Raw genomic sequence first — 25,147 nt, forward strand, 5'->3', positions numbered from 1 at the left:
CCAGGCGAGTACACGGTGACCGAGAGTGTGCCTGAAGGATGGGTTCTGAGCAGCATAACCATTGAGGGCGATACAGATGGCGGATCCTCTACCTCTGGCTCCACTGCTACAATCGATCTTGACGCTGGCGAGACGATAAAAGTCACTTTCACCAACACACTCCAGACAGGCGGCCAGGGCAAGCTCGACGTCAGCGGCTACAAGTTCAACGATGAGAACGCGAACGGTGTCTGGGATTCAGGAGAGCCCGGAATAGAGGGCTGGACGATATATCTCTCGGACGGGACCAAAACGATCTCGACCACGACCGGTAGCGATGGCAAGTACACCTTCACCAACCTGCCCGCGGGGACTTACACGATCACCGAGGAGACGAGGAGTGGATGGACGAGAACATTACCTAAAGATGGCTACACGATAACGTTTGACGGAGAGGAGGACGAGAGTGTAACGGACCAGAACTTCGGGAACACCCGGACAGTACAGCCACAGGCAAAGCTCTCGATAGAGGCCACTCCCCAGGATCCGTGCAGTGATACGCCTGTGGTTGTCACTGTGAGCTGTGAGAACCTGCAGGGAGATCTCTGCAGCAGCATCGCCGGCATGACCCTGTATTACGATTCCTCCTCGGTTGAGATGACGAAGGGCACAGATGGTAAATGGACGGCGACGGTGCCAGGCCAGCCTGCAGGCACCACTCTGAGCGCTTACGCTGTGCCGAAGGACTCCCAGGGCAACTTCATAGAATCGATCGGAACCACTGCGACCGCCGAGATAACCTGGATAAACTGCGCCATCGATATTGAGAAGACAGCTGATAAACAGACCGTAGAGCCGGGAGAGACGGTGACTTACACCCTTACAGTGAGAAACACCGGCAAAGCGAAGATAAATGGTATCACAGTGGTCGACACGCTCCCGCCTGGCACTCTGTACAGCTCCGCGGATCCAGCACCCTCAGGTGTGAGCGGCAGTGTTATCACGTGGAGCCTGGGAGATCTTGAGCCGGGCGCATATGTGGTCATAACACTGAAAGCCAAAGTCGAGAGCGATGTCTGCACGCGCCAGAGCTTCACACCTTCGGATGAGCAGAACGGGAAACGCGGCCTTGCTCCATCTGACACCCAGGGGGAGCGGCTCACCATAATGGCAGCCTCTCCCGTCGACCAGGAGCTGATCGATTCGCTCTACAGAAACATGACAAGGCTTGAGGCAAAGCTCAGCTACGTCAGAAAGTACAGGGACACGTTCGATAAGGCGAACGCCTCTCTGATCGTGAGCAACGTCACACTGAACGGTTCTGTTTACACCCTCATGAACTACACCAACATCTCCACAGGAGACGTTCTCACAGAGGCTTACAATTTCTCTGGTGCTCTCGCATGGTCTCTCCTGGTGAGACCTCAGAAATACGACTCCCTGCGCACGGAGTACGTCAACGGCAGGGTGGCCTCCGAGAACTACGTCACAAGAGAGCCATGGGAGGGGCTGATCGTCGAGTATGATAAGCCGTATCCAGGGTACACAACCCTCACGGTCACATACTATCCGACAGGCGACACGCTGGTAGTCGTCAGGGATCTCTACGGGAATGTTATCAGCAGGGAGTACAAGAAGCTCCCAGGAGTGCCGCCCGTGCCCCTGAAGCTCGAGAACTGCGCCACAGTCACAGGCACCGTCGATGGAACAGAGGTGAGCGATACTGCATGCGTCGTTGTCGTTGTGCAGTGTCCGGTGCCCCCACAGGGCAAGCTCACCCTCGCTAAAAGGCCTTCCGTCGAGGTCGCATCAGTAGGTCAGACGATAACCTACACATACACGCTAACCAACGGCGGAGAGACGACGATCAGAGACATCTACATAGATGACGACCGGCTCGGCAGGATAAACACCGATCCCATAACCCTGGGGCCAGGAGATACCACTGAGGTCAGCAAGACCTATGTTGTGAAACCCACAGACACGTCCCCGATAAAGAATGTGGCCATAGCGAAAGGCGTGGATCCGAATGGTGAGGTGGTATCTGATCCAGCAGAGGCCGAGGTCACCATCGCTGCGGAGGTGCTCTTCAACAAGACAGCGGAGCCGAAGGTCGTTGAGCCAGGAGACACGATAACGTACACGATAAGATACCAGAACACTGCTGGAGTTACGCTCTACGACGTCTACATCGTGGATCAGTACCCGAATGAGGTCTACTTCATCAGCGCGAGTCCCGGCCCGACCAGCGGCAACAACGTCTGGCACATAGGAGATCTCGCGCCTGGCGATTACGGCGAGATCGTGATAGTGGTCGGCATTGCCCAGGAGCTGGGCAACATGAGCTTCAGGATGGACCAGAGCGTGAGCGGCTCAGGTTACGTCAATGTCTACAACAATATGTGCACCAATCCGCCAAAGATAGTGAACAGGGCTGAGATGGTATACAAGCTCACGGCGGAAGGAGAGAGCACGAGGGCCTATGCAGCAGCTGAGGTCCAGCTCGGCCCGCCGGCGACATGTGCCAAGATCAAGGAGCACGGCAGCGGCTCATACGAGACCGAGGATCTGGTGAGATTCGAGCGCGGCAACCGCACGATAACCTGGAACAAGAGCCTCTCTGCGACGCATTACCCCACATCGTTCTCCCTCCCGAGAAACAGAAACGTGAACTACTCAACGCTCTGGGTTGAGAAGCAGAAGGCGAAGAACTACGCGACAGAAGCATCGTTCAGCGAGGAGTACACCTACGCCAGGAACATAAAGCGCGATAGCTCACTCCAGATGGACGAGAACGGCTCAAGGCTCATGATCGATACAGAGTTCACGGGCATGGGCCATGTCGGAATACTCAAGGCGAGGGAGAGCAATGGGACGAATAACGCCTTGGCTAACGCGGTCTACGAGAGCAGGGAGGACTACGTCGGCAGCTTCAAGTTGTATCAGAAGATCGACGAGTACGGCGAGCACCTCCGCTCCGAGAGCGAGGCGAGCGGCACCGGCTTCACATCTGTAGATAAACGCCTCGGATCCACGCAGCGCTCGTACGAGTCTGGTGCAGGCAGCTACGAGAGCTCCCAGCTGATGGACACCCTGAGCAGCTACATGCACAAGGATATCAGTATCACGCATACTCCAGCGAACTACACCTACTCGCAGGGCATGGCTGTGAACTACACCGGCAAGTGGTACGAGGGAATGTGGTCGAAGACGGAGAAGAGCCTGATAAGCGAGAGCTTCTCCTCGCTGGATTACATGAAGAAGGAGACTTACGCGAGGGGCCTGAACGAGATGGAGACCGAGGCGGAGTTCTCCGGCAAGGCCGATCTCAGGGTACTCTACCAGGATCTCAGCGGCAAGGAAGGCAGGACTGTTGATCTGGTGGATCAGTACATCGGAAGGTACAAGATAGACCGCAAGGTCGGGATAACAGGGGTCTCCAGGTACGGTTACCCGCATATATCGGTGAGAAAGGAGGGCACCGTGGATCTGGCGAACAGCACATACGCTGATTACAAGATAATCGTGGAGAACGACGGCAACGTCAATCTAGGACCTGTGTACATCCTCGACCTCTTCCCGCCAGGCACCGAGTACGTGGGATCTTCGGCGAGGCCTGGTGAGCTGACATCAGAGTACGCGAACTGGACGCTCCTCAACCTTGGGATAGGTGAGAGCGCGACGATCTCGCTCACACTCAACATCACGGAGGAGGTCTCGAACCTGGTCAACAGGGTGATCGTCTCAGGAAAGCATGGTGATGAGTGGATCTCTGCGAGAAACTTCTCCTCGATGAAGATCGACTGGCTCGAGTGCTGTCCATCTGAGATCATAGCGACGAAGACCGCAACGGTATACAACGACACGGTCAGCTACAGGATCTCGCTGAGCAACAGAGCGAACTACACGATGGTCGCGTTCGTGATAGATTACGTGCCATCTGATATGCAGCTGATCAACTACTCCCTCACGCCCTCTCAGGTGAGAGAGAACAGGATCGAGTGGGCGATACTCGATCTCAGGCCCGGAAAGAGGATCGATATCGATTACAACATGAGAGCGCTGAGGAGCGGCACGTTCACGAACAGGGCCAGGATAGAGGCCTACCCGATCGACGGGCCAGGATCTGTGGAGGCGGATCTCGCAGCCAGAGCATACGTCGGGGTCGAGATAAAAGAGCCTGAGAGGGAGGGCTGGACCGTGCCGAAGTGCATGGGTCTCAGCTGCACCGAGTCGTACAGGGACGACTGGATGTCCTGCAGCACATGCGCCCCTGAGTAGCCATGAGACGGCGGGAGAATATCCCGCCATCACATCTCTTCCGGATCTCAGAGCACTCTGTTACGCCTGACTGCTCTGCACTCCGCCACCTTTCGCGAGCAGTTTCTCTCTGTGGATGTACATCGCAGCTCTGTTCGCGTACTGTCTGTTCGTCGAGATCACCCTCTCCCTGAGCTCCGGCGTCACCTTCTTGATCTCCCTCGCAGGCACGCCTGCCCAGAGCGTCTCCGGCGGCACCTCAGTGCCCTCAAGCACTAGAGCGCCCGCAGCGACTATCGCGCCCCTCCCCACAACAGATCTGCTAAGAACCGTGGCGCCTATGCCCACCATCGCCTCCTCCTCGATCCGGGCTGCGTGGACCGTGGCCCTGTGCCCGAGCGTGACCCGATCCCCTATTATGCATGGGGTGTCTGGCTCGACGTGCAGCACCGAGCAGTCCTGGATGTTGCTCTCCTCCCCGACCTCGATGAACGACTCATCTCCTCTCAGAACGCATCCATACCAGACCGAGCTACCCCGCTTCAAAATAACGCGCCCTATGAGCACAGCGCCCGGGCTCACCCAGGCTTCAGGATCAACGATCGGCTGACACCAGAGCGCCTCCCAGTCCGATCTCTCAGAAGGATACGGCAGATCCGGAGGCTCTGGCACCGAAGCAGCTGGCCATCTGATTTTCTCGCTCATGATAAAAGATTATGATGGCTCCAAGATATCGTTTGCGTCGCTATGATCCGTGTGCTCCACATGTGAGCTCATGCCGGATGGCACATTGAGCTCTTCCGGTTCTCATCTATTCTCTTAAGCAGGTAGCCGGTTGCAGCGCCTCCGGCGATGGTGAGGAACCAGAGCTGTATCAGCCTGGAGAGTATCGTTGCGGCGACAGCGTAGCTCGTGGGGACTCCGATCGCGCTGAAGAGCGTTATCATCACTATGTCGACGAGCCCGATGCCGCCGGGGAGCACCAGAGGTAGCATCTGGATGAAGATCATCACAGCGTAGACCGCGAATATGGCCCACATCGGGACCTCGATTCCCATGGATCTGAACGTCACGAACGCTACGAGGTTCATGCAGAGCCAGGCTGCTAGCGACCAGATGGTGCTAACCAGGATCGTTCTCCGGTGCTCGGTGAACCCGCTCATAGCTGAATGGAATCTGCGGACTATGCCGATGCAGAGGTTCCTGTTGACGTTCCGATGGAATACCTTCTCGACAAACTCTATCAGTCCAGAGACGATCCCCTCAAGCCAGCCGCTTGAGAAGCATATTCCCACGAATATCGCATTGATCCCGAGGAGAACGACGGCTATGCCTGAGCAGGTCGCGATCGCCCAGCCGGGAGCGTTCGTCTCCATCACCAGATAGCCCATTCCCACAGCAACCCCGAGGAAGAATGGTATCGAGGTGATTATCCGGCTGGCGGCTACCGTAGCTGAGGCTCGGTCTATGCCGGGAGAAGCGATCTTCTCCAGGAAGTATATCCTCGCGGTCTCGCCCGAGAAGCTGCCCGACGGTATGAGATTGTTCAGGAATATGCAGGAGAGGTAGATCAGGAATGCATCTGCTATCGATATACTGCAGTCGAACTTCTGGGCCACACGTCTCCAGGCGAGCCCGTCGAAGAGCACGCCGAGAAGAGCCAGAACAAAGCCCAGCGAGAAAATGCGGATATCCACGGATCTCATGCTCTCCGCTATCTCTGAGAAGCCTACGTGATACAGATACATGAGATAAAGCGATGTGCCTACCGCCACCAGTGTGATCGACTTTCTCGCGTTCGGCGTGGGAAGCTCTATCCTCTCTCGATGCACACCACAAAGGGTGATCTGAAGATAAAAATAGCTTATCGTCAGGGGCTCCGGCGGGTGGCCAGGTTGACGTGCGACACTGCGCCTGCATGGCACATCCAGCCCGCGTGAATCCTATGGAGACCACCGGGGCTGCACGACGATTGATCTGCAGATCTCTCTGGGCCAGTTATCCCTCGGTGGAGAGCATGGGCGTGTTTGTCCTCAGCGCCCTCTCTGCATCCTCCAGGGGCTCTCTCATGCCTCCAGTCTGCCTGTAGATTCTAACAAGAACCTCTGCGAGGCTACCGTTATCGATGCGCTCTCTGATCAGCGGTAGATATGCCCTCTCGTCGGGAGACGCACACCTCTCCGCGACTCTGTAAAGCCTCTGGAGCTCAGGCATCATCCCAGATGTGCCGGTCCTGATGGCGAGGTACATAAGCTCCCTCAGACCCTCCTCATCCTCCTCCAGCGGGACATCGCTCCGCAGAAGTGCGCCTGTGAAAGCTGCTATGCCCATATCAGATCTTATGCATTCCTGCTCGTCTATCGCTTTGATCTCGAGACATCTTCTCTTAAACCGGACTATTATACCCCTGGAGTTCACCCACTCCCTGCAGAGAAGATCCGCGTTCCTTTGCTGGAGTTTCCTGTAAATCCCTCTGTTTATCATCACGTAATCCCTGACGCTCCTGATCCTCTCCGGGATCACATCGTTGCATATCTCCGGGATCTCACGCTGGTTCTCCATGTAGAAGAGAAGCCTGTTGTCCATGTATCCGGTGTATCTGCCCTCAACGAACGGGGAGGCGGCAGAGACCGCTATCAGATAGGGCAGGAGGGCTCTGAGCCTGTTGAACATCTCGACCAGCATATCGCTTCCGCTGTATGAGAAATTGATCTGCAGAGCCTGGATGTTGAGCCAGCCGTGCTGTTTTATGTTGAACAGCCTGTCGTAGAGGTGGTAATACTCAGCCTCGTCATGATCCCAGAAGCTAGTCTGGTTCAGCGTTAGAAGAGGATGCATCCCCAGCCCGAGGAATCTGTAATCTCCGAAGGAGCTGTAAAGCCTCCTTACGCCTTCATAAAGCAGACTCTCAAGCGCAGCTATGCTCTCACTCGGCGGCGGGACCAGCTCCAGGACGTGCTTCTGAAGCTCCTTGGAGAGGCGGACGTCTCCGAAATCTACCTCGTGCTCGATTCTGCCGTTCAGTTTTTTTATCAGCAGATCTGAGATCGGGAGGGGATTGAAGCTCTGATCGTTTATGGAGTACTCATGCTCTGTGCCTATCATCCAGGTCGATCTCCATGACCTTGAAGGTCTCCGGCTCCTCTATTTTGAGCACGGCTGCAAGCTCATCCCTGCTCATATCCCTTATCAGATCGAGTATCTTCTCAACCGCCAGCTTCATCTGTTTCTCGTATGCCTCACTGTCCCTGAGAAGATAGCCGGCGAGGGGGCATATGCTCTCCCTCTTCAGGTAGATCTCCAGCCGCCCGTCCACAACATCAAACGTGAAGGGGCCTGCTGAGCACGTCTCGGGCTTGAGATGATGCAGCCTGCATCTACCATTCTCGAACAGCACGCAGGATCCGTCATCCCTCGCCCTTATCCTCCTGTAGCCCACGTCCTCTATATCATCCGGGCTCAGACCCGCGGAGATGAGGATCTCAGCCCGTCTCTTCGTCAGAGGCGGTCTCGCATCGATGCAGCAGATGCCGCCGCATGAGCTGCAGATATCGCTGAACAGATCTGGATCCACTTCGACCCCCTCATCTCTCGAAGTCGATCCTGTATGCCAGAGGCTCTTCAGATCCGAGCACGTTCTGGGTGGATGGATCGAACCTCGCCTCTCCCATGTAGCTGTCCATCCTGGATGGCATGTAGCTGAGCGTCTCTGCGTACTGGTCTCCGTTAATGAGATACGAGATTATCCTTCTGTAGACGTCAGGGTAGCAGACATCCTCGCCGCCATCTAGCGATGGGTTGTCATTGACCTCTATGACATACAGACGACCTTTGCTCTCCTTGATATCCACCCCGTAAAGACCCTTGCCTATCGCTTTGCCAGCCTCGATCCCGAGGTCTATTATCTCGGCCGGGACATCTTCAGGAGGCACGCTCTCCACGCCGCAGTAGACGAGATGTCCGTTCACAGATGCTTGTATCTTGAATGTCTGGGATGGGATGACGTACCTGCATGCGTAGAGGAACTCACCGTTGAGCACCCCGATCCTCCAGTCGAAGCTGCTCGGCACATACTCCTGCACCACTATCCAGTCTGAGAGCCTGAGGAAACGCTTCGATATCTTCATGAACTCCTGGACGTTCGATGCCTTCTCGACCCTTGCTGAGAACGATGTCGATGGCTCTTTCAGCACCAGCGGCGTGCCTAGCCTCTCGAAGAGCGCCCTGGCGTACTCCGGAGCTATCTCTCTCTTGCTCGGGAAGACCGTCCTTGGTATGGGCAGGTTCTTCTTCACGAGGTGCAGGTACATGTTGATCTTATCTGAGCATATCTGGATCGAGGCAGGATCGTCTATGACAGGGATCCCGTAGAGGCTCGCGATCCTCGATGCGACATACGTCGCGTTCATCGGATCCGTATTGGCTCTGATGAACAGAGCGTCGAGCTTAGGAATCCTGTTTATGTCCACCGGGAATATGAACTCCGCAGTATGGCCCATGCTCTCGGCAGCATCCCTGCACTTTATGAGTGCTGTGAGCTGCTCTGAGCTGCTCAGGGTCTGCCTGTTGACGAATATCCCCAACCTGCTCAACTGCTCACCCTCTTCTCAAGGATGCTCTTCATAAGTTCCCTCTCTTTCTCTGACAGCTGAGAGTACATCACAGGTGCAAGTGATGACAAACGGTATCCTCCAAGATCTCTGACGAGCACGAGGCTCACCAGTGGTATGTTGAAGACAGCGTAGATCTTCTCCGCCAGCGTCTCTACCTCCTCAGAGCAGTCGACCGTTCTTCCGAAGATGGAGTTGTACACAGCGACCTCTGCCTCATCGCTTATCTTCTGGTAGCAGAATGGGTACTTGCCGTAGTTTGTCACGTGCTTTATCGCCTTCTTCGCGCTTGTGAAGTCCTTCACAACGAAATGTTCGGAGGGCGTGGAGAAGTAGTTCAGGCCGTAGACTATCGCTGGAAGTGTTATGTATGCGTAGGAGACGACCCACTCGCATACGGGTATCCCTGCCATCCTCGCCTTCTCCAGGCATATCGGAACAATGTACGCGTCGAGAACAGCACTGCTGCTGGGAACTGTCCTGATTCCCTCGAACTCGTTCTGCACTATCGTGTAGTATGGCTCTGTTTTGTAGAAGTAGTTCTCGTTGATGATGTATACGGTCCCATTTTTATTCAACGTATACATAATATTTTTCTTCGGAATAGTGTGACGTTTGTTCATACGAGCGGCCACCAGCTCTGGAAAACAGTCTGGGTGCACTCAGGTGGCCTTATCACCACTCCACTACGGTGTTTTTTATAGTATCTGCGCTCCATAAGGAGATCCTCGGCACCACAGGTGCCGAACGGATTTACTGTAGATGTCTTGGAGTATTTAGAGCTTACCCTGATCCGCTCTCAGAACCCTCCTCACGCCGAGCAGCTCTATCATACTTCTGATATCTGTTGTCGGAAGGCTGCATGTGTATCCCCTGCAGACATATGCCGTGGCCTTTCCATCAAGAGGTTGGAGGCCAGAGGCCCATTCTGGAGATCGATCCCCGGCGACAACAACCTTTCTTGGCACGTAGACGGCCCAGAGGGCGCGCAGCATGGCTTTTGTCCCATCCGCATCGCCCACGATTGCGATCTCATACGACGGGCCGAGCGCGAGGTCGAGAGCGATCAGGAGCCCGACCTGCGCGGGCAGGGAGTCCATGCTGATGTTCCTGAAGCTTTTAGAGGCGATCTCCTCCAGATCCGGCCTGCCGAGTATCTTCCCGAGCATGAGAAGGTCGATGGTGGCCATGGCATTGCCTGAGGGGATCGCGCCATCGCGAACTTCCTTCCGCCGCAGGATGTGATCACCCTGCTCTTCCATCGTGTAATAGAACCCTCCATCCGGATCGAGGAAGTGGGAGATCATCTCCTCGCCCAGAATCTCGGCTCTCTCAAGATACCTTCCGTCGAACCCGGCCTGGTAAAGCTCCATCAGTCCGAATATGAGGAAGGCGTAATCATCCAGTATCGATACCCTGCTGCCCTTATGGGAGTGCAAGAGCATGCCGTCTCTGTGCATGCTCGAAAGCACAAAATCCGCTGCCCTGGATGCGATGCGCATCCATCTCTCCTCCCCCAGAACCTGAGCTCCTCTGGAGAATGCCGCGATCATCAGTCCGTTCCAGTCCGCGAGCACCTTCTCATCCCTGAACGGTCTTGCTCTCAGCGATCTGGCCTCCAGAAGTCTTCTTCTTATCGGCTCGACTGAGCGCTTGAACTCGCCCAATTCGCCCTCCAGCGAGATCCTGAGCACGCTCCTCCCGTTGCTCCCGCCCGCGGGCTCAAGTATGTACGCGTCGAGCGCCTTCTTCAGATCGTCGCCAAGTGCATCCCGAAGCTGATCCATCGTCCAGAGATAGTATCCGCCTTCGATTCCATCGCTCTCCGCGTCAAGCGCTGAGCAGAACGCGCCCTCCGGAGATATCAGCTCCTCAGCTACAAATCCGAGTATCTCATCTGCCACAATCGCGTAATCCCTATTTCCCGTGGCCTGGAGCGCCTCCAGGTATGCCAACGACATCAGCGCCTGGTCATAGAGCATCTTCTCGAAGTGCGGCACGCCCCAGCTCGAATCCGTTGAGTACCTGTGGAAACCATATCCGAGCTGGTCGTATATGCCGCCACATCGCATCTCCCTGAGCGTCAGCTCCACCATCTCCAGCGCTTTAACCTCCCCTGTTCTGTGCCAGTACCTGAGCAGGAACAGCAGATTCTGTGCGAGTGGGAACTTCGGGGCTCTCCCAAACCCTCCGCTGGCCCAGTCGAAGATCCCTGAAAGCTCGAGGTACGCCCTGCTGAGAGTGCTCTCATCTGCGTTCGACTCCTGAGGATGCGCATCAGCCTTCCGCATGGCGTTCAGCACTTTCGATCCGAGGGCTGTGAGTTCGGATCTCCGGTTCTTCCAGAGATCTTCCACCAGCGGTATGAGCTCCCTCAGCCCCATCATCCCGAGCCGCCCCTCTTTCGGGATGTATGTGGCTGCGAAGAAAGGGACGCCATCAGGAGACATTATGATCGTCAGAGGCCATCCGCCCCTGCCGGTCATGATCTGGCAGGCCTCCATGTAGATCGCGTCGATGTCCGGCCTCTCCTCCCTGTCCACCTTCACGCACACAAAAGCCCTGTTCAGCATCTCAGCGATCTCTTTGTCCTCAAAGGACTCCCTCGCCATCACGTGGCACCAGTGGCAGGTGGAGTATCCTATCGATAGAAATATCGGCCTGTCCTCCGCCCTCGCACGCTCGAACGCCTCAGGCGACCAGGGGTACCAGTCGACTGGGTTGTATGCATGCTGCCGGAGATACGGGCTCGACTCTCCAGCGAGACGGTTGGGTTTGCGGTCCATATGAGGTTTAAGGTGGCCTCCAGGTAAATTGTTTTCTCTGTTGTATCCGTCCGATCAATCGTGCTCGCCATTGCCATGCTCTGAGGCTCTTTTTCAGAAGATCTTCACCAGCGCTGGGGCTGAGGATAATCTACGCCGTCAAAACGCATCCGCCAAAAGTTTCCGATAGTCATGTTTTTGTATCATTGTGCAATTAGACATAAAAACATGGAAGGTGATATAATATGCCCTGCCTGCGACTCCGCCACCGAGCACACTGTTTTGCATGCGGGCAGGGATATCGTGGTGAGGTGCGAGGTGTGTGGCACTGTGCACTCGGTGAGATCTCCTCATTTTAGGATGACACCTCTGAAGGTTATCGTGAGCTCCGGGCCGAACTCGAGGGTGTACCGTGTGAGTGTTCCTTATAATGATATGCTCTCTGTTGGCTCTGAGATAGTGGTCGATGATGGGCGGAGCGATGTTGTCGTTGCTGAGATAACTGCGATCGAGACGGAGAGGAGGGTGAGCCACGCCCTTGCAAAAGATGTGAAATGTGTATGGGCGAGAGCCGTGGATGATGTTGTGGTCAAGATCGCTGTGTACAGAGCGGGCAGGACGAGGTCCTTCAGGATCATGACGAAGGGCGACGAGGTTTTCTCAGTCGGCGATGTGAGAGACGTCGAGGGCATCAGGTACAAAATAGTGAAGATCAAGGTGCGTGACGGGGGATTTCCGGAGAGTTCCGAGGCCAGAGATATCGTGCGGGTATGGGGGCGGCAGCTTTGAGGAAGGATAGGCTCATCGAGAGCCTCAGGAACTACGTGAGCGAGAGGGTTGTGGAGGCGGTGTCGAGGGTGCCCAGGGAGCTCTTCGTTCCTGAGGAGCTCAGAGCCATGGCGTATGAGGACCGCCCTCTCCCCATAGGCTACGGCCAGACTATATCCGCGCCGCACATGGTGGCGATAATGTGTGATCTGCTGGATCTGCATGAGGGCATGAAGGTCCTCGAGGTCGGAGGCGGCTGCGGGTACCATGCGGCTGTGATGGCGGAGCTGGTCGGACCCTCGGGCCAGGTCTACTCGGTGGAGCGCATACCAGAGCTGGTCGAGATGGCGCGACGGAATCTGGAGAGTGCGGGTTACAGAAACGTGAGCATGATCCTCGGAGATGGAACTCTGGGATACAAGGAGCAGGCGCCATACGACAGGATAAGCGTCGCAGCATCAGCGCCTGATATACCTGAGCCGCTGAAGGAGCAGCTCAGGCCAGGCGGGAGAATGGTCATCCCCGTCGGCTCATACTCGCAGGACCTTCTGGTCGTGACAAAGAATCATGAGATCAGGGTAGAGCGGGCCATGGGCGTCATATTCGTACCTCTCATAGGGGAGTACGGCTTCAAGGACGCTTTCTGGTAGGATGCACATCCCGTTCTGAGCTCTGAAGAGCATCTTTTCCTGGGCTTCTCATCACATGCTGACCTCCCAGAGTCTAAAAATGGCAGTATGCAAGCCATATCTCTCATGGCCTTCCCCGATCCCAGAGGGCCGAAGCTGGTGCGGTCGACGGCTGATGCAGTCTTGAGGTGATCCTGATTTATCAGGTTCAGAACACCATTCATACTACCCGGAGTATCCTTGGATCGCAGCCGGAATCGTATTCGTCTCTGCTGATGTAGAGGGAGGCGAATACGAGACAGGGACCGGCTGCCCTGTCGGAATACCCACGATCGTCGGTGCTGCGGATACCGTCCCGAGCCAGACCTTGGCTGATACCTGGCTGAATGTGTACCCGGGAGCAACTGCGGTTATCACATAGTACCCTGATGGCAGATCCATACCGTAGTAGCCGAGCATATCAGTGTTTATGGCGAAGCTCCCGCCCTCACCACCTGAGATTATGACCCTCGCCCAGGGGATGCCGGCCCCGTTCTGGTCGACCACACGCCCGACCAGGCTGTAGGTTGTCGGGTACCTCCCAGGGTCGACGAGCACCGAGACGTTGTTTGTGAGAAGCCCGCCCACCCTCATGACGTAGAGATGGGATACGAGAAGATCGGCATGAGCTCCTGTCATCCTGTACCATCCCGGCATCATGAGACCGGTTGAGTAAACCATCCTGCCGTTATCGTAAAGCAGGAGGTTGCCTGGAACTGATGTGTAAACCCACAGTATGATCGGGTCTCCGAGAATCACAGAAGCTCGGGTTGTGAGAATGCTGCCCTGCTGTACGTACAGTATGTTCGGCAGCCTCAGCTCGTCCTTTATGGTCAGCCCCTCTGCAAGGGGATCCATCCTCTCGATAACCATCTGCTTTGAATCAAAGGGAGCATACGGGTCCCATTCAGGTCGCTCCACAGCAAATGGGTTCAGGTAATCGGGCTCAACAGTCGTGACGGCCTGCTGCTGCGTGCTCCATGGCGTCAGCCAGTCTGGCTGCCTCGTTCCGGCAGCCCCGAAAGCATGGCAGGAGCCCGCGATGAGATTGAGCAGAACCGCAAACATAAAGATGTGCTTTGCATGATCCATACTGAGTCCCCCGCAGAGTATGGAATGCTGGGAGATAAATATTGCGTGATGCCATGGATCGTTAAAGAGAGCATGCAGCACTGCATTCAGCGAACTGCCACAGATGCCTGGTGGCATATTGGCACAGGGATCACCCTGCAGATCTGCTTTCGCTCAGCAATCGAAATCATGGGGGCCGCATGTTATGGGCGGCTCTGATCTGCAGTCGAATTCATGGCATTTGGATGTGCCTCTCCCGGGCCAGACGTAGATGTATATGTAGTTAGACCAGTCGGTTGTGCAGTAGGCCAGTATGTGCCATCCGATCTCCTCGCCATAGAACCATGTCGGGAACCAGCCGGCACTCTTGTAGCCGAAGCACTTCACACTTGGCGAGCAGTAGTATCCCCTGGGGAAGCTGCCACATGGTGCCCATTCATACGACCAGTATTTTCCGGGACGCCTGATGTGCGACCACAGCGGGAGCCACTCGCCCTGGACAACACCTGCCGCTGTGACTAGCTTGTTCGGCCATATCTGTATGTAATATGCGTTGCAACCGCACCTCTCCTCCGGGCATCTGCAGGATGCCACTCTGGGGAAGACGGGATTGAGGTCCGCATAACATCCATCTCCTGAGCATCCTGGATAGATCTTGCTCGAGTCCGGGAGGATCAGCTGCTCTGTGTTCACATCAGGAGGCGTCGGTGCGCCCTGAATGCTGGATTCAGAGCCCTGGTGGAATGACTGGATTACATTTGAGTTCTGGACGTTGGAGACCGACTGTACTATGTTTGTGTTCGACTGTATCACAGAGGACGGCCAGACGTAGATGTAGACGTAGTTCGACCAGCCGTTGCAGTAGTAGCTGAGGATGTGCCAGCCGGGAGAGTCTCCGTAGAACCAGCCGCGCTTGAACCCGGGCCACGACCAGCCCCACCAGCGGACCTTTGGTTTTGAGCTTGACGGGTACCATTCATACGTGTACAGGTTCCCCGCGGAGGCTATCTGCGCCCAGAGTGGCAGGTATCCGCCAAGCTGGCAGCCGCCCACGGTTTTGAGCCCAGAGGACGTCTGCACGTAAAGCCTGTTTCTGGATGTCAATGAGCCTGGCCAGCGCCAGACACCACTCGGGTCGAATGAAAGACCTGCAGGAGGTGTGGCTGAGCTGAAGTCGAGGCTGCCGTCAGGCTGGAAGCTCTCTGCGCTCGGCTCCTGCAGCTTCAGATCTGTCGGGGTCATCTGCTCTGCGTAGGGCCCCTGCACCTCAGGGGCAGCTGAAAATCCGCCCAGGATGTTCTCAAGGCTGCTCCACGGCTGCTGGTCTGGCAGCTGCGAGTTTGTTGATTGTGGTTGAGATCCAGGATACTGCGTGCTCTGCGGGTATCCCTGCCCGCCCATCGCTGGTGGGCTGTCGAGAGGCGTAAAATCTGAATAGCCCTGAACACCACCATCGCCTATCGCACCGAATGCGGCATTGATGAAGGCAAACACGATAAGGATAAAGGCATAGAGCTTCAACATGACCCCGACCTTACATGCTACTCCGAAAAAGTATGAGCACTTCATCTATATATATTTTGGGAGGGATCAGCTCTGTTTTCCTGAATCTCTGACGCATCCGCTCACCTCTTCCACGAATAGAAACCAAAAGAGTGCAGAAGCTGAAAGAGCACTGCTCAGGAGAAGATCCGGCAGCATTGATGGTTTTATAAAAGCGCCGAGGGTGAGATTCGAACTCACGAGACTCTTTCGAGTCACCAGCTCTCCAGGAGGTTCACTCCAGGCTGGCGCCCTACCACTAGACGACCTCGGCACATCCTTACTGCTTCCAGCGTCTTGGGTAAACACCGGGATCCATTATCACCCTTTCGGTCGATGCGATTATGCCGGTCTTTGCGTGCATCATCTCATCGCTCGAGAGCTTTGCCCTGCCGATCGCAACAGCCTCTCCCTTGAGGGTGCAGATAACAACGAAATCGCCCCTGTTTATATCTGTTTCCAGGCTCAACAGACCCGGAGCTGCCAGGGGTGCTCCGTGGCAGATCGCATCAACAGCATTATCAGATATGACAAGCCAGGGGAGGTGGCGCAGGGCCCTCTCGACCGGCATGATCACCCTCCTGAGCGCGCTCTCATCCCCGCTCTCGCGCCAGGTCTCGTATGCATCCTTGAGCTTGTGCAGCGTGACGAGCGTCTCATCCTCCGCGAACGGCCCTGCCTTTGTCCTTCGCAGCTCCTCCATGTTCGCGCCGCATCCGAGAGCGAGCCCCATGTCGTAGCATAGCTTTCTGATGTACGTCCCGGCCTCGCACCCGACCCTCATCAGCACCCTCTGGCCCTCTATCTCCAGGACCTCGATGTAGTATATCTTCCTGGTTCGCAGATTTCTGGCGACGCTCGACTTCAGCGGAGGCCTCTGGTATATCTCACCCGCGAACTCCTCACACACCTGCAATATCCTCTTACGGGGGACCTGCTCATGTGTCCTCATCAGACAGACGTACTCCTTGCCGGCAGTGAGCAGAAACTCCACAACACGCGTCGCATCGCCGGTGAGCACCGGAAGTATCCCCGTCACCCTGGGATCCAGAGTGCCGCTGTGCCCCGCCTTCTCTATCCCCAATATCCTCTTGACCCAGGCGACGACCTCGTGGCTTGTCGGCCCAGATGGCTTGTCGAGATTTATCGCGCCGAGTCTGAGATGCTGCTGCAGCGGTCTCTTCTCAGGAAAACAGCCGTAGGATGGGTCTGTTGAACCCTCACGCCTCACCATCTTCTCCCTGACGCGCTCAGCAGGGAGCTGGGCTCTGGGGATATCTGATCGTGGCATCATGATCTCATCTAAGCGCCCTGACAGCTGCAAGTGCAATCGATAGAGTGCCCTTCTCGTCCCATCTGCCCGTGTCGATTATGAGATCGTATATGCTCAGATCGTTGACGTCTATGTTGTAGTACATCTTGTACCTTCTCGCCTCGCACTCCTCCCGCGCCCTGGCCTCCGAGAGGGCCTCATCAAGAGACTTGTTCTCCCTCTTTGCTATCCTGCTGGCCCTCACGCTCAGCGAGGTCTTGAGCATGATCTTCAGATCTGCATCGAGCATGTGCCCCGCAAGCCTGCCCTCGAAGATACCGCTGCCGTTCTTCGCCAGGCTCCGCTGCGCGTCATCGATCATGTAATCGATCTCAGGCCCCTGCTCTGCAAGCCTCCCGAGCTCTTTGAGAGACAGACCACGCTCTGCCGCAATCTTCCTGAATAGATCCCCTGAGTTGACCCACCTAAGGCCGAGCGCCTCTGAGAGGCCTCTTGCAAGCGTGCTTGTCCCGGATCCTGGTGGTCCGCTGATTGTTATGATCATTCCATACCGCCGATGTCGAGCGCCTTTCTTATTACCTGCGATATCGGGATCGAGCAGATGAAGTACCAGTAGAACCAGTAGAGCACAGGCCCCCAGACGATGTGGTTGATGTTCTGCTCCCCCCAGAACGGGAAGACCATGGTGATGCTGTGCTGATCTATGTACAGATATGCCCACATGAAGAGCGGCACAGAGACGATTCCGATGTAGGCCATCGGCTTGAGCTGCATCTTCATCATCTTCCCCTGGTCGCCCATCATCTCGAGCTGTTTGTTCTGGAGCTGCTGGACCCGGGCCTGATCCCCTGCGAGCTGGGCGGCCCTGAGCTCAGCCTGGAACTCCCGCATCCTCATCTGCTGCTCCCTCAGGAAATCCCAGTCCATCGTGTATTTCTGTATCAGGCTGGCATACAGGCCTGTTATTGCAGCGAGCACGAAGAGCACCATATGGAACGGCAGTATCTCTGGAAGCCATCCTATGACCAGCTCCATGGCCATGCCTATGGCAACCCTGAACTCATGGCTCACCATTATCCCGATGGTGAGCGCCGCGCCAACGCTCAGTGCAAGGGTATCTATGGACTCTAAGATCCTGGACCTCATGCGCTCTCTCCGAATATCCTCTGCATCATCGGGTACATCTCCTGGATCTGCTCGCTGGCGATCTGCTCATAGAGCCTGTACATTATCGAGACCGCGAGCAGCAAACCGGTACCTCCGGCGCCTCCGAGCGTTCCCAGGAGGCTCGCTATCACGGTGAGCAGCCCGATTATCGCTCCGCCTATGACCGTCACCTTTGGGATGTACCGCTCCATGAGACGCTCTATGCTGGCCGGGCTTCTCCTGTAGCCCGGTATCTGAAGGCCTGACGCGTGAATCTTTGCAGCTATGCTCTTAGCGCCCATTCCGGTCGTCTCGATCCAGAATATGGCGAATATTATGCCGCCTATGATCAGGAAGGCGGTATCGGTGAGCAGGTGCAGCCAGATCTGCCATCCGGCTATCGGGTTTATCCCGAGCTCCACCAGGCCAGGCGTGGACTGGGATACCATGCTCGGGATCCAGTCGCTCGGCCCGTGGATGGGAGAGAGGTAGTACATCAGCCCTGATACAGGCTGTGGCGATGTCGCGCTTATGGGAGCCCCTGTGGCAGCATCGAACTTCGCCGACGAGAGGAACGTACCGAGCCAGCTCTGGTACCCGGTGTAGACGATCCTGACGCCCTCTGCAGTCGTTTCAGCTGTTATCACCGTGCCGAGCTTTGCGGTGAGCAGCGCACCGACCATCTCGATGTTGGCCTGCAGAGCCCTCACAAGGATCATCGGCAGAACACTGGCATATACCAGTTTCACGGGGAAGCGACCCCTGGCGCCCCTCACCCTGCTGTGCGCCAGAGGGATCTCGATCCTGGTGCTCTCGACGAAGACGACCAGAAGTATTATTCCCACCGTGGATATGAGCGCCAGGAGCCCGCCGGTGACGAATATGAACTTAAGCCCTTCTGATGTGAAGATCTCATCCAGACCTATCAGCCCGAGCCGGATTATAGATACCCACTTCGGGATTATCCCTATGGGGAGACCGCCGTCTCCAGTTGCCCAGTTGAACAAACCTGTGACGAGCTGCTGGCTCACGCCCGCAACTATGAAGAGACCGACGCCTGAGCCGATCCCCCACTTGGACACGACCTCATCCATGTAGAGTATCAGGACACCGCCCAGGCATACCTGGAGGAGTATGATCAGCGAGATTATGGATAATGAGACTCCAAGCGTCGTGGCGAGCGTCTGGTCTGGGAGCAGGTACCCTCCGGTGATCTGCGGGAGCGCCTCGACGACGATCATCACAAACACAAGGGCCTTCTGGGTTCCCTGAAATATCGCCTGATCCCGGGGATCCCTGAGATTCAGCTTTATTAGCTCCGCGCCGACGAGGAGCTGCAGCACGATAGATGCTGTGACTATCGGGCCTATTCCCAGGAGCATCAGCGAACCGAAGGAGCCAGCGAAGAACGCCCTGTAGTAGCCGAAAAGATCGATGGAGTGCTTGGAAAGCCCGAATAACGGGATGTTGGAGAGCACGAAGTACAGGAGGAGTATGCCGACCGTCCACCCCAGCTTTCTCTTGAAGTGGACGTGGCCAGCAGGCCTCTCCACGGCAGGGAGCCTCTTGACGAACGGCTCTATCGCGTAGAAGAAACTTTGCTGGTTCATAGTACCACGGCTTCACCGCCGGCAGCCTCGATCTTGCTCCTGGCTGAGCTGGAGAAGGCAGCTGCTGCGACCGTGAGCCTTCTTGTGACCTTTCCCTTTCCAAGGACCTTCACGCCGTGCAGCTCTATCCTGCCCTCCGGCCCAACCATCTCGTTCAGAACGCCCACATTGATAGTATCGATGTCGAAGGAGTTTGGCCGCACGAACCCGTGCTTGCCCATGGCCTCGCCTCGTATTATCGAGCGAACCCAGTGGTGCTTGCATGTGCCAGCGTTACCGCGCCCACCCCTCGAGCCGCCACCTCTCTGGTTCTTGTGCTTTCCGTGGTAGGTCCTGTGACCCCGCTTCTCCTTCGTATGCTCCCTGACCATGATATCACCTCATCTTATTCAAGAGATCCGCTATCGATTCGTGATAGCCCAGCTCTCCGCCTTCCTTAACGGTCTTCTTTATTCCGCGGTGGCCCTTGCGCGGAGGATGTAGCCTGAACACCGGTTTTATGCCGAAGTCCTTCAGGCTGGCAGCTCCTGCACATACAGCCTCCGCGAGCTCGCGTATGCTCTTGTAGGGAGATATCTCACGTACTACTTCATCTGTAAGGCGCCTGTTTCCGCTGAGCCTCCCGCGCCTTTCGAGCAGCATTGCGAGCAGATCCGCATCCGCTCTCCCCCAGGCGATGTAGTCCTTGACCACCTGGATCATCCCGCGGTAATGCTCGTCCTCCCTGACAAAGACGCAGTGGTTCACCCTGTGGAGACGGAGCATGCTCAGGGTATCCCTGATCGCGGGCTTCGTGTTGACCTCACCCCTGAGCCTGATTATCGCGTACATCCTCAAGACCTCACAGTTATGGTGTTAAGGAGCGCATTGTATGTCGCTTTTGCGAAGTTCAGGGTTGTCCTCGTCGAGCCCTCTGTCCTGGTCCAGACATCCTTTATGCCTGCCATCTCCATGACCTTCTTGGCCACATCTCCGGCAGCCAGTCCGAGGCCCCTGGGCGCTGGCATGAGGTATATCCTGACACTGCCAGAGCTGCCCGATACCTTGTAAGGCACAGTATGCGCCTGGCCGCAGCCGCACTCCCAGCTCCCGCAGCCCCTGTTGATCCTGACGACGTTGAGCTTCGCGTTCTCTATGCCCTTCTTTATCGCCCCGCCGACCTGGACGTCCTTGCCGTGGCCTATGCCGATGTAACCGTCTCTGTTGCCAACTATGACCGTGGTCCTGAACTTGACCCTCCTTCCGGAGTCGGTCATCCTCTGCACCATGGTTATGTCCAGAACCTCATCCTCGAGGCCGGGGAGCAGAAGATCTACAATCTGATGCTCTTTGATCGGAAGACCAGACCTGACCGCCTCCTCGAACGTAGTGACCTGTCCCTCATAGACGAGCCTTCCGAGCCTGGTCTTCGGTATCCATTCCTCTTCTGTCTCGTAACCCTTGATCATGATCTCACCCCAGTATCCTCTCCCTCGCGGCCTCGAACTGTGAGACCACGTCCACTCCGGTGTAGTCCCTGATGACCTCTCCACGGATTCTTGAGTCGTCAGGGAAGACCTCCGGGCTGTGGGGCACGTTCACTCCAGCATCAACAACTCCTTTAAGGGCGGCATACACCCTGCTCCCTCTGGAGTTTGAGTGCAGACCTATATCGAGTATGCCTTCCTCATACCCAAGGGCTAGCATCTTCTTTCCGAATAAAAGCCCTGTTAGGTAAGCAGCAGGCACGTTGCCTGTGCTGTGCTGGAACCCGTAGTTTATGAGCTCCTTCGAGCTGACTGTGAGCAGCGTCCTATCACCTTTGAGCTCAGCGACGACCAGCTGTATCATGATATTCGCATTGCCCTTCCTGACAACCACCCTGGGCTTTCTGGAGAGGATGAGCCTGTATCTAACATGATAGTTGGTCCTGCCCTCTCTCCGCCTCCTGAAGGGCACCCTGTATCGCGGTCCTGTAGCCAAATAGCATCACTCTCTCATAAGGCCTTTCGCCTTGATGTAAGCATCGATATGCGCAATGCTCCTGTACTCCCCGCCTTTCGCCTTTCTGTACAGCAGCCTGTACGCGCGTCTGTCGATCTTCTCGCTATCCCTCATCTCCCGGAGATGCCTCCGGAGCGCTCTGATCCTGCTGATCCAGATCTCCTTTGGAGAAGCTCTGGCGCCCTTAGCACCCCTTCTCCGGCCGGGTCCTTTTCTGTGGCCGTATGCCCTCTTCACAGCCCTCAACCTGAACCTGGCGCGGCTGTTCCCTTTCTTGGGCTTTGCCTTTATATTGCCAGCCTTGATCTGAGCGCGTATATCCTCTCTTGTGATCGCATCGGCCAGCTCACCGGCCACCGCCGGGTCCGGGTTGATCCAAACCCGGCTCTCTCCGACACCGAGCTCGCTTGCTGCAAGCCTTCGCTGAACGCTGAAGTTGGGCACCTCACTCGCCTCCGGTCTTTGGGTTCAGTATCTTCAGGTTCATCTCCCTGGCCATGGCCTCGATCTTCTCCCTCTTGCGCATTCCCACGGTCCTGGCGATCCTGATAGCACAGCCCTCAGCCTTCTTGAGATCGTCTATGCATCTGACCAGGACCTCCTTGAATCCGGAGGGGTGCAGGCCTCGAACCGCCCTCGGGCTCCCAAATCCAGGCCTCACAAGACGGCCCTTCGCCCTGACCTGCTGCCTGAGCTTGTTGTGCAGACCCCTGGGCCTGCGCCAGCTGTCGCTGAGCCTGGCCTTCTTGTGGGAGTCATGGCGTCTGAACTCCGGCTTCTTAGCCTTCTGTCTGGCTCTAACCCTGAGCAACCTGTCCATCTCTGCTCACCTCTTCTCCACCAGGTATATCCCGTCCTGGAATATCCTAACATCAAATCCTCTGACCCTGGTGGCCTGCTCTATGTTTGCCATCGTCTGGCCCACTGCCTCCCTGTCTGCGCCTCTGATAAGTATCTCGTCCTTCCCGACCTCGACCCTGGCATCTCCGACTATTGTCGCGAAGCGTGGCTTCCTCTCGCCGAGGAAGTTGCTGATGACGACCTTTCCATCGGCTACCTTCACCTGAATCGGGAAGTGCGAATACACCACCTTCATCCTGTACTCGAAGCCGTCAGTAACACCCTTTATCATGTTCTTGATGTGAGCAGTTATCGTCCCGACCATGGCCAGGTGCTGCTTTTTTGTCACCCCTGATCTGATCAGTATCTCTGAGTCCTCTCTCTTTATCTCTATACCTGGATACCAGAGCTCCCTGGACAGCTCACCCTTCGGTCCCTTCACCCTAACACAACGGCCTGCTATCTGGACATCAACGCCATCCGGGATATTCAAACGACGAACCACCTCTTCGACCATAGATCATCACCTAGTACACATAGGCCAGCAGATGGCCGCCTATGCCACGCGCCCTGGCGTCGGTGTGTGGCATCACGCCCTGGCTGGTGCTCAGTATCAGCACCCCGAAGTTCCTGGCCGGGAGGAATCGCCTCTCCCACTTCTCCAGCTCTGCGACCTTGGTGGCGAACCTGGGCTTTATGACTCCACACCGGTTAATTCTTCCCAGCAGCTTTACCTTGAACATGCCGGACTTTCCGTCATCGATGAACTCGAACTCGCCGATATACCCCAGGTCTGCCATCACCTTAAGAGTCATGGCTATGAGCTTGGATGCCGGCTTGATTATACACTCGGGCTTGCCGACGTTCTCAGCGTTCTTTATCGTGGACATCGCATCAGCGAGCGGATCTAGCAACATAATCTTCACCTATGAGTATTTCTCGAAGCCCATCTCCCTGGCTATCTCGCGGAAGCACTGCCTGCAGAGATATATGCCGTACTTCCTGACCAGACCGGGCTTTCTCCCGCAGCGCCTGCATTCGTTAGCGCCTCTACCGAATCTTTTCTTCATGCAGCCTCCACGACCCGTACTCCAAACCTCTTCTGGACGAACTCCACAGCCTCGTCCCTCTTGACCTTATGCGAGTTTGGAAGCTTTCTGCGGGCCACGCGTCTCTCTGCTATACGGTATCCTGCTCTCCTCAGCGATACCGCCACGTCCATGCCGAAGATTCCTATCTCTGGATCGTACTTCATTCCCGGGAAGTCTGTGTGCTCCTCGATTCCGAAGGCGAAGTTGCCGTTCTCATCGAACTGGCTCCTCTTTATCACTCCTCCAACGACCTTGAACGCGGTCTCCAGGAACTCCTCAGCAGCTTTGCCTCTGAGCGTCACACGCGTGCCTATCGGCTCTCTCTTCTTTATCCCGAATGCCGGCAGCGTCTTCTTCGCCCTGGACCTGATCGGGGTCTGGCCTGTTATCCCGGAGAGTATCGTCTCCGCATTGACAAGCCTCTGGCCGCTCTCGCCCACGCCTATGTGAACAACGACCTTGTCTATCCTCGGCTCCAGGTTCATCTTCCGGCCTCCAGCTCAATAACTGGCGCGTCCCTTCCTATCATGAACACGTAGTCGACGATCGTGTCTATATCGCCATCATCTGCGGATATCGTGACCCTGTTCGGCATCGAGCTTCTCACTATCTGAACAGCCTTGATCCGCCCAATCTTTCCTGTATGAGATCCGCCTATCACCACAGCCAGGTTCCCGACCTCGAACTTTATGACGTCCTCGATGCTGCGCTCCGGTAATGAGATCAGCAGCGAATCGCCTGTCCTGAAGTCTCCCTCTCCGAGTATATTGGATCCATCGCTGAGGTTCAGCTGTATCCTTCCGCCCTTGATGGTCTTTTTGTCCTCTATCCTTACCAGCTTCCTCGGCTTATCAGGCGGGATCTCTATCAGATCGAAGTACCCTTTTGTGCTCTTTATCATCCTGTACTGCTTGTTCAGCGCTGGCACTGTTATGACGTCGAAGATTCCAACAGGAAACCTCGTGTCCCTTCTCACAGTCCCGTCCACCAGCACGCCGCCCTCGTGAAGTATCCTCTTGACCTCGCGTGCGTTGTCAGCTAACTTCAACATATCCCTGACAACCACCATCAGAGGCAGGCTTTCCTCAGCTGAGTGCGGCCCAGGTCTGGGCGTTGCTATCCACTTGCTTGTCTTCCTCGGTATGGGCCAGCTTCTGGGTATCGTGACTCTCTTCTTGTGCACCTGAATCACCTGGAGAAGATCTTCTCGCGCTCGGCGTCGTCGAGCTCAAGCTTTGTGATCATGACGTTTGATGGATGTATGGGCCTTGGGACCTCTGTCCCGTCAGCACGGAAGGCGCTGACGCCGGTGACTGTTATCATGCACCTCTTCAGATCCACACTCAGAACCTCGCCCTCGACGCCCGCGTTATCGCCGCGCATCACCTTCACTGTATCGCCTTTCTTGACCTGAGCGCTTCTCTTCCCGTGCTCCTTCCTGAGCTCTGGGCTCAGCAGGGCGTGCATCAACTTCTGCCTCATGTGGAGCGGGGCGTTGAACCTGGCCTTCCGCTGCTTGCGTGGTTGCTTGCTGATCATAA

Annotated in this window: 28 protein-coding genes and 1 tRNA gene; 3 read left to right on the forward strand and 26 right to left on the reverse strand. The window is 56.1% G+C overall.

Annotated features, from left to right (window positions below; translation table 11 throughout):
• Positions 1 to 27: 27 nt before the first annotated feature.
• Complete coding sequence (locus NQU42_RS00005) at positions 28 to 4,260, forward strand: SdrD B-like domain-containing protein (RefSeq protein ID WP_296607981.1); 4,233 nt, start codon at positions 28 to 30, stop codon at positions 4,258 to 4,260.
• 60 nt (positions 4,261 to 4,320) lie between these two features.
• On the opposite strand, the gene NQU42_RS00010 is transcribed toward NQU42_RS00005, so the two are convergent.
• The 7 genes from NQU42_RS00010 to NQU42_RS00040 all read right to left on the reverse strand — a co-directional run bounded on the left by NQU42_RS00010 (position 4,321) and on the right by NQU42_RS00040 (position 11,635).
• Positions 4,321 to 4,944 (reverse strand): gamma carbonic anhydrase family protein, encoded by a 624-nt coding sequence (locus NQU42_RS00010; RefSeq protein WP_296607983.1) that lies wholly within the window; start codon positions 4,942 to 4,944, stop codon positions 4,321 to 4,323.
• Between the two features lie 68 nt (positions 4,945 to 5,012).
• Entirely contained in the window at positions 5,013 to 6,071 is a 1,059-nt protein-coding gene (locus NQU42_RS00015; protein WP_296607984.1) for a lysylphosphatidylglycerol synthase transmembrane domain-containing protein, read from the reverse strand.
• A gap of 166 nt (positions 6,072 to 6,237) precedes the next feature.
• Positions 6,238 to 7,344 (reverse strand): glutamate-cysteine ligase family protein, encoded by a 1,107-nt coding sequence (locus NQU42_RS00020; RefSeq protein ID WP_296607986.1) that lies wholly within the window; start codon positions 7,342 to 7,344, stop codon positions 6,238 to 6,240.
• Entirely contained in the window at positions 7,325 to 7,813 is a 489-nt protein-coding gene (locus NQU42_RS00025) for a YkgJ family cysteine cluster protein (RefSeq protein ID WP_296607987.1), read from the reverse strand. Before NQU42_RS00025 ends, NQU42_RS00020 begins: the two co-directional genes overlap by 20 nt.
• 10 nt (positions 7,814 to 7,823) lie before the next feature.
• Positions 7,824 to 8,831, reverse strand: coding sequence for a RimK family alpha-L-glutamate ligase (locus tag NQU42_RS00030; protein WP_296607989.1), 1,008 nt, complete (start codon positions 8,829 to 8,831; stop codon positions 7,824 to 7,826).
• Positions 8,828 to 9,436 (reverse strand): RimK-like ATPgrasp N-terminal domain-containing protein, encoded by a 609-nt coding sequence (locus NQU42_RS00035; protein WP_296607990.1) that lies wholly within the window; start codon positions 9,434 to 9,436, stop codon positions 8,828 to 8,830. Before NQU42_RS00035 ends, NQU42_RS00030 begins: the two co-directional genes overlap by 4 nt.
• A 189-nt stretch (positions 9,437 to 9,625) precedes the next feature.
• A complete protein-coding gene (locus NQU42_RS00040) occupies positions 9,626 to 11,635 on the reverse strand; it encodes a thioredoxin domain-containing protein (protein ID WP_296607992.1) in 2,010 nt (669 codons plus the stop codon).
• Positions 11,636 to 11,842: 207 nt separating this feature from the next.
• On the opposite strand from NQU42_RS00040, the gene NQU42_RS00045 reads away from it, so the two are divergent.
• Together NQU42_RS00045 and NQU42_RS00050 are read left to right on the forward strand one after the other, a co-directional pair.
• A complete protein-coding gene (locus NQU42_RS00045) occupies positions 11,843 to 12,403 on the forward strand; it encodes an HVO_0476 family zinc finger protein (protein ID WP_296607994.1) in 561 nt (186 codons plus the stop codon).
• Entirely contained in the window at positions 12,400 to 13,032 is a 633-nt protein-coding gene (locus NQU42_RS00050; RefSeq protein WP_296607995.1) for a protein-L-isoaspartate O-methyltransferase, read from the forward strand. Before NQU42_RS00045 ends, NQU42_RS00050 begins: the two co-directional genes overlap by 4 nt.
• A 204-nt stretch (positions 13,033 to 13,236) precedes the next feature.
• Here NQU42_RS00050 and NQU42_RS00055 read toward each other — a convergent pair whose 3' ends face one another.
• From NQU42_RS00055 to rplX, 19 genes are all read right to left on the reverse strand, one after another.
• A complete protein-coding gene (locus NQU42_RS00055; RefSeq protein WP_296607997.1) occupies positions 13,237 to 14,142 on the reverse strand; it encodes a carboxypeptidase regulatory-like domain-containing protein in 906 nt (301 codons plus the stop codon).
• A gap of 153 nt (positions 14,143 to 14,295) precedes the next feature.
• A complete protein-coding gene (locus NQU42_RS00060; RefSeq protein ID WP_296607999.1) occupies positions 14,296 to 15,690 on the reverse strand; it encodes a hypothetical protein in 1,395 nt (464 codons plus the stop codon).
• A gap of 149 nt (positions 15,691 to 15,839) precedes the next feature.
• Positions 15,840 to 15,937 (reverse strand) — tRNA-Ser (locus NQU42_RS00065).
• Positions 15,938 to 15,943: 6 nt separating this feature from the next.
• Positions 15,944 to 16,954: an RNA-guided pseudouridylation complex pseudouridine synthase subunit Cbf5 gene (locus tag NQU42_RS00070; RefSeq protein WP_366069927.1), complete on the reverse strand. Its 1,011-nt coding sequence runs from the start codon at positions 16,952 to 16,954 to the stop codon at positions 15,944 to 15,946.
• Between the two features lie 7 nt (positions 16,955 to 16,961).
• Positions 16,962 to 17,480, reverse strand: coding sequence for a (d)CMP kinase (gene cmk / locus NQU42_RS00075; protein ID WP_296608002.1), 519 nt, complete (start codon positions 17,478 to 17,480; stop codon positions 16,962 to 16,964).
• On the reverse strand, positions 17,477 to 18,082 hold the full coding sequence (locus tag NQU42_RS00080) for an EMC3/TMCO1 family protein (RefSeq protein ID WP_296608003.1): 606 nt from the start codon (positions 18,080 to 18,082) through the stop codon (positions 17,477 to 17,479). The genes cmk and NQU42_RS00080 overlap by 4 nt, the downstream gene beginning before the upstream one ends.
• Positions 18,079 to 19,692, reverse strand: coding sequence for a preprotein translocase subunit SecY (secY, locus tag NQU42_RS00085; protein ID WP_296608005.1), 1,614 nt, complete (start codon positions 19,690 to 19,692; stop codon positions 18,079 to 18,081). The genes NQU42_RS00080 and secY overlap by 4 nt, the downstream gene beginning before the upstream one ends.
• On the reverse strand, positions 19,689 to 20,063 hold the full coding sequence (locus NQU42_RS00090; protein ID WP_296608006.1) for an uL15m family ribosomal protein: 375 nt from the start codon (positions 20,061 to 20,063) through the stop codon (positions 19,689 to 19,691). The genes secY and NQU42_RS00090 overlap by 4 nt, the downstream gene beginning before the upstream one ends.
• Positions 20,064 to 20,067: 4 nt before the next feature.
• A complete protein-coding gene (locus NQU42_RS00095; protein ID WP_296608008.1) occupies positions 20,068 to 20,523 on the reverse strand; it encodes a 50S ribosomal protein L30 in 456 nt (151 codons plus the stop codon).
• A gap of 2 nt (positions 20,524 to 20,525) precedes the next feature.
• Positions 20,526 to 21,140, reverse strand: coding sequence for a 30S ribosomal protein S5 (locus NQU42_RS00100; RefSeq protein WP_296608009.1), 615 nt, complete (start codon positions 21,138 to 21,140; stop codon positions 20,526 to 20,528).
• Between the two features lie 4 nt (positions 21,141 to 21,144).
• Entirely contained in the window at positions 21,145 to 21,654 is a 510-nt protein-coding gene (locus NQU42_RS00105) for a 50S ribosomal protein L18 (protein ID WP_296608010.1), read from the reverse strand.
• A gap of 6 nt (positions 21,655 to 21,660) precedes the next feature.
• Complete coding sequence (locus NQU42_RS00110) at positions 21,661 to 22,119, reverse strand: 50S ribosomal protein L19e (protein WP_296608012.1); 459 nt, start codon at positions 22,117 to 22,119, stop codon at positions 21,661 to 21,663.
• 1 nt (position 22,120) lies between these two features.
• Positions 22,121 to 22,495, reverse strand: coding sequence for a 50S ribosomal protein L32e (locus NQU42_RS00115; RefSeq protein ID WP_296608013.1), 375 nt, complete (start codon positions 22,493 to 22,495; stop codon positions 22,121 to 22,123).
• Between the two features lie 6 nt (positions 22,496 to 22,501).
• Positions 22,502 to 23,032: a 50S ribosomal protein L6 gene (gene rpl6p / locus NQU42_RS00120; protein ID WP_296608015.1), complete on the reverse strand. Its 531-nt coding sequence runs from the start codon at positions 23,030 to 23,032 to the stop codon at positions 22,502 to 22,504.
• 10 nt (positions 23,033 to 23,042) lie between these two features.
• The gene (locus NQU42_RS00125) at positions 23,043 to 23,435 is read right to left on the reverse strand and encodes a 30S ribosomal protein S8 (RefSeq protein ID WP_342766359.1); all 393 of its coding nucleotides are present in this window, start codon (positions 23,433 to 23,435) and stop codon (positions 23,043 to 23,045) included.
• Positions 23,436 to 23,441: 6 nt separating this feature from the next.
• Entirely contained in the window at positions 23,442 to 23,585 is a 144-nt protein-coding gene (locus tag NQU42_RS00130) for a 30S ribosomal protein S14 (RefSeq protein ID WP_296608018.1), read from the reverse strand.
• A complete protein-coding gene (locus NQU42_RS00135) occupies positions 23,582 to 24,091 on the reverse strand; it encodes a 50S ribosomal protein L5 (protein ID WP_296608021.1) in 510 nt (169 codons plus the stop codon). Before NQU42_RS00135 ends, NQU42_RS00130 begins: the two co-directional genes overlap by 4 nt.
• Positions 24,088 to 24,789, reverse strand: coding sequence for a 30S ribosomal protein S4e (locus NQU42_RS00140; protein ID WP_296608023.1), 702 nt, complete (start codon positions 24,787 to 24,789; stop codon positions 24,088 to 24,090). The genes NQU42_RS00135 and NQU42_RS00140 overlap by 4 nt, the downstream gene beginning before the upstream one ends.
• Positions 24,790 to 24,794: 5 nt before the next feature.
• Complete coding sequence (gene rplX / locus NQU42_RS00145; protein ID WP_296608024.1) at positions 24,795 to 25,145, reverse strand: 50S ribosomal protein L24; 351 nt, start codon at positions 25,143 to 25,145, stop codon at positions 24,795 to 24,797.
• Between the last annotated feature and the right edge of the window lie 2 nt (positions 25,146 to 25,147).

This window comes from Methanothrix sp. (genome assembly GCF_024518575.1).
Classification (GTDB): domain Archaea; phylum Halobacteriota; class Methanosarcinia; order Methanotrichales; family Methanotrichaceae; genus Methanothrix_B.

Coding starts and splice junctions, on each gene's coding strand:
- NQU42_RS00010 (WP_296607983.1), bottom strand. CDS start 4,944: ATGAGCGAGAAAATCAGATGGCCAGCTGCTTCGGTGCCAGAGCCTCCG.
- NQU42_RS00020 (WP_296607986.1), bottom strand. CDS start 7,344: ATGATAGGCACAGAGCATGAGTACTCCATAAACGATCAGAGCTTCAAT.
- NQU42_RS00035 (WP_296607990.1), bottom strand. CDS start 9,436: ATGTATACGTTGAATAAAAATGGGACCGTATACATCATCAACGAGAAC.
- NQU42_RS00040 (WP_296607992.1), bottom strand. CDS start 11,635: ATGGACCGCAAACCCAACCGTCTCGCTGGAGAGTCGAGCCCGTATCTC.
- NQU42_RS00045 (WP_296607994.1), top strand. CDS start 11,843: ATGGAAGGTGATATAATATGCCCTGCCTGCGACTCCGCCACCGAGCAC.
- NQU42_RS00055 (WP_296607997.1), bottom strand. CDS start 14,142: ATGGATCATGCAAAGCACATCTTTATGTTTGCGGTTCTGCTCAATCTC.
- NQU42_RS00060 (WP_296607999.1), bottom strand. CDS start 15,690: ATGAAGTGCTCATACTTTTTCGGAGTAGCATGTAAGGTCGGGGTCATG.
- NQU42_RS00070 (WP_366069927.1), bottom strand. CDS start 16,954: ATGCCACGATCAGATATCCCCAGAGCCCAGCTCCCTGCTGAGCGCGTC.
- cmk (WP_296608002.1), bottom strand. CDS start 17,480: ATGATCATAACAATCAGCGGACCACCAGGATCCGGGACAAGCACGCTT.
- NQU42_RS00080 (WP_296608003.1), bottom strand. CDS start 18,082: ATGAGGTCCAGGATCTTAGAGTCCATAGATACCCTTGCACTGAGCGTT.
- secY (WP_296608005.1), bottom strand. CDS start 19,692: ATGAACCAGCAAAGTTTCTTCTACGCGATAGAGCCGTTCGTCAAGAGG.
- NQU42_RS00090 (WP_296608006.1), bottom strand. CDS start 20,063: ATGGTCAGGGAGCATACGAAGGAGAAGCGGGGTCACAGGACCTACCAC.
- NQU42_RS00095 (WP_296608008.1), bottom strand. CDS start 20,523: ATGTACGCGATAATCAGGCTCAGGGGTGAGGTCAACACGAAGCCCGCG.
- NQU42_RS00100 (WP_296608009.1), bottom strand. CDS start 21,140: ATGATCAAGGGTTACGAGACAGAAGAGGAATGGATACCGAAGACCAGG.
- NQU42_RS00115 (WP_296608013.1), bottom strand. CDS start 22,495: ATGGACAGGTTGCTCAGGGTTAGAGCCAGACAGAAGGCTAAGAAGCCG.
- rpl6p (WP_296608015.1), bottom strand. CDS start 23,032: ATGGTCGAAGAGGTGGTTCGTCGTTTGAATATCCCGGATGGCGTTGAT.
- NQU42_RS00130 (WP_296608018.1), bottom strand. CDS start 23,585: ATGAAGAAAAGATTCGGTAGAGGCGCTAACGAATGCAGGCGCTGCGGG.
- NQU42_RS00135 (WP_296608021.1), bottom strand. CDS start 24,091: ATGAACCTGGAGCCGAGGATAGACAAGGTCGTTGTTCACATAGGCGTG.
- rplX (WP_296608024.1), bottom strand. CDS start 25,145: ATGATCAGCAAGCAACCACGCAAGCAGCGGAAGGCCAGGTTCAACGCC.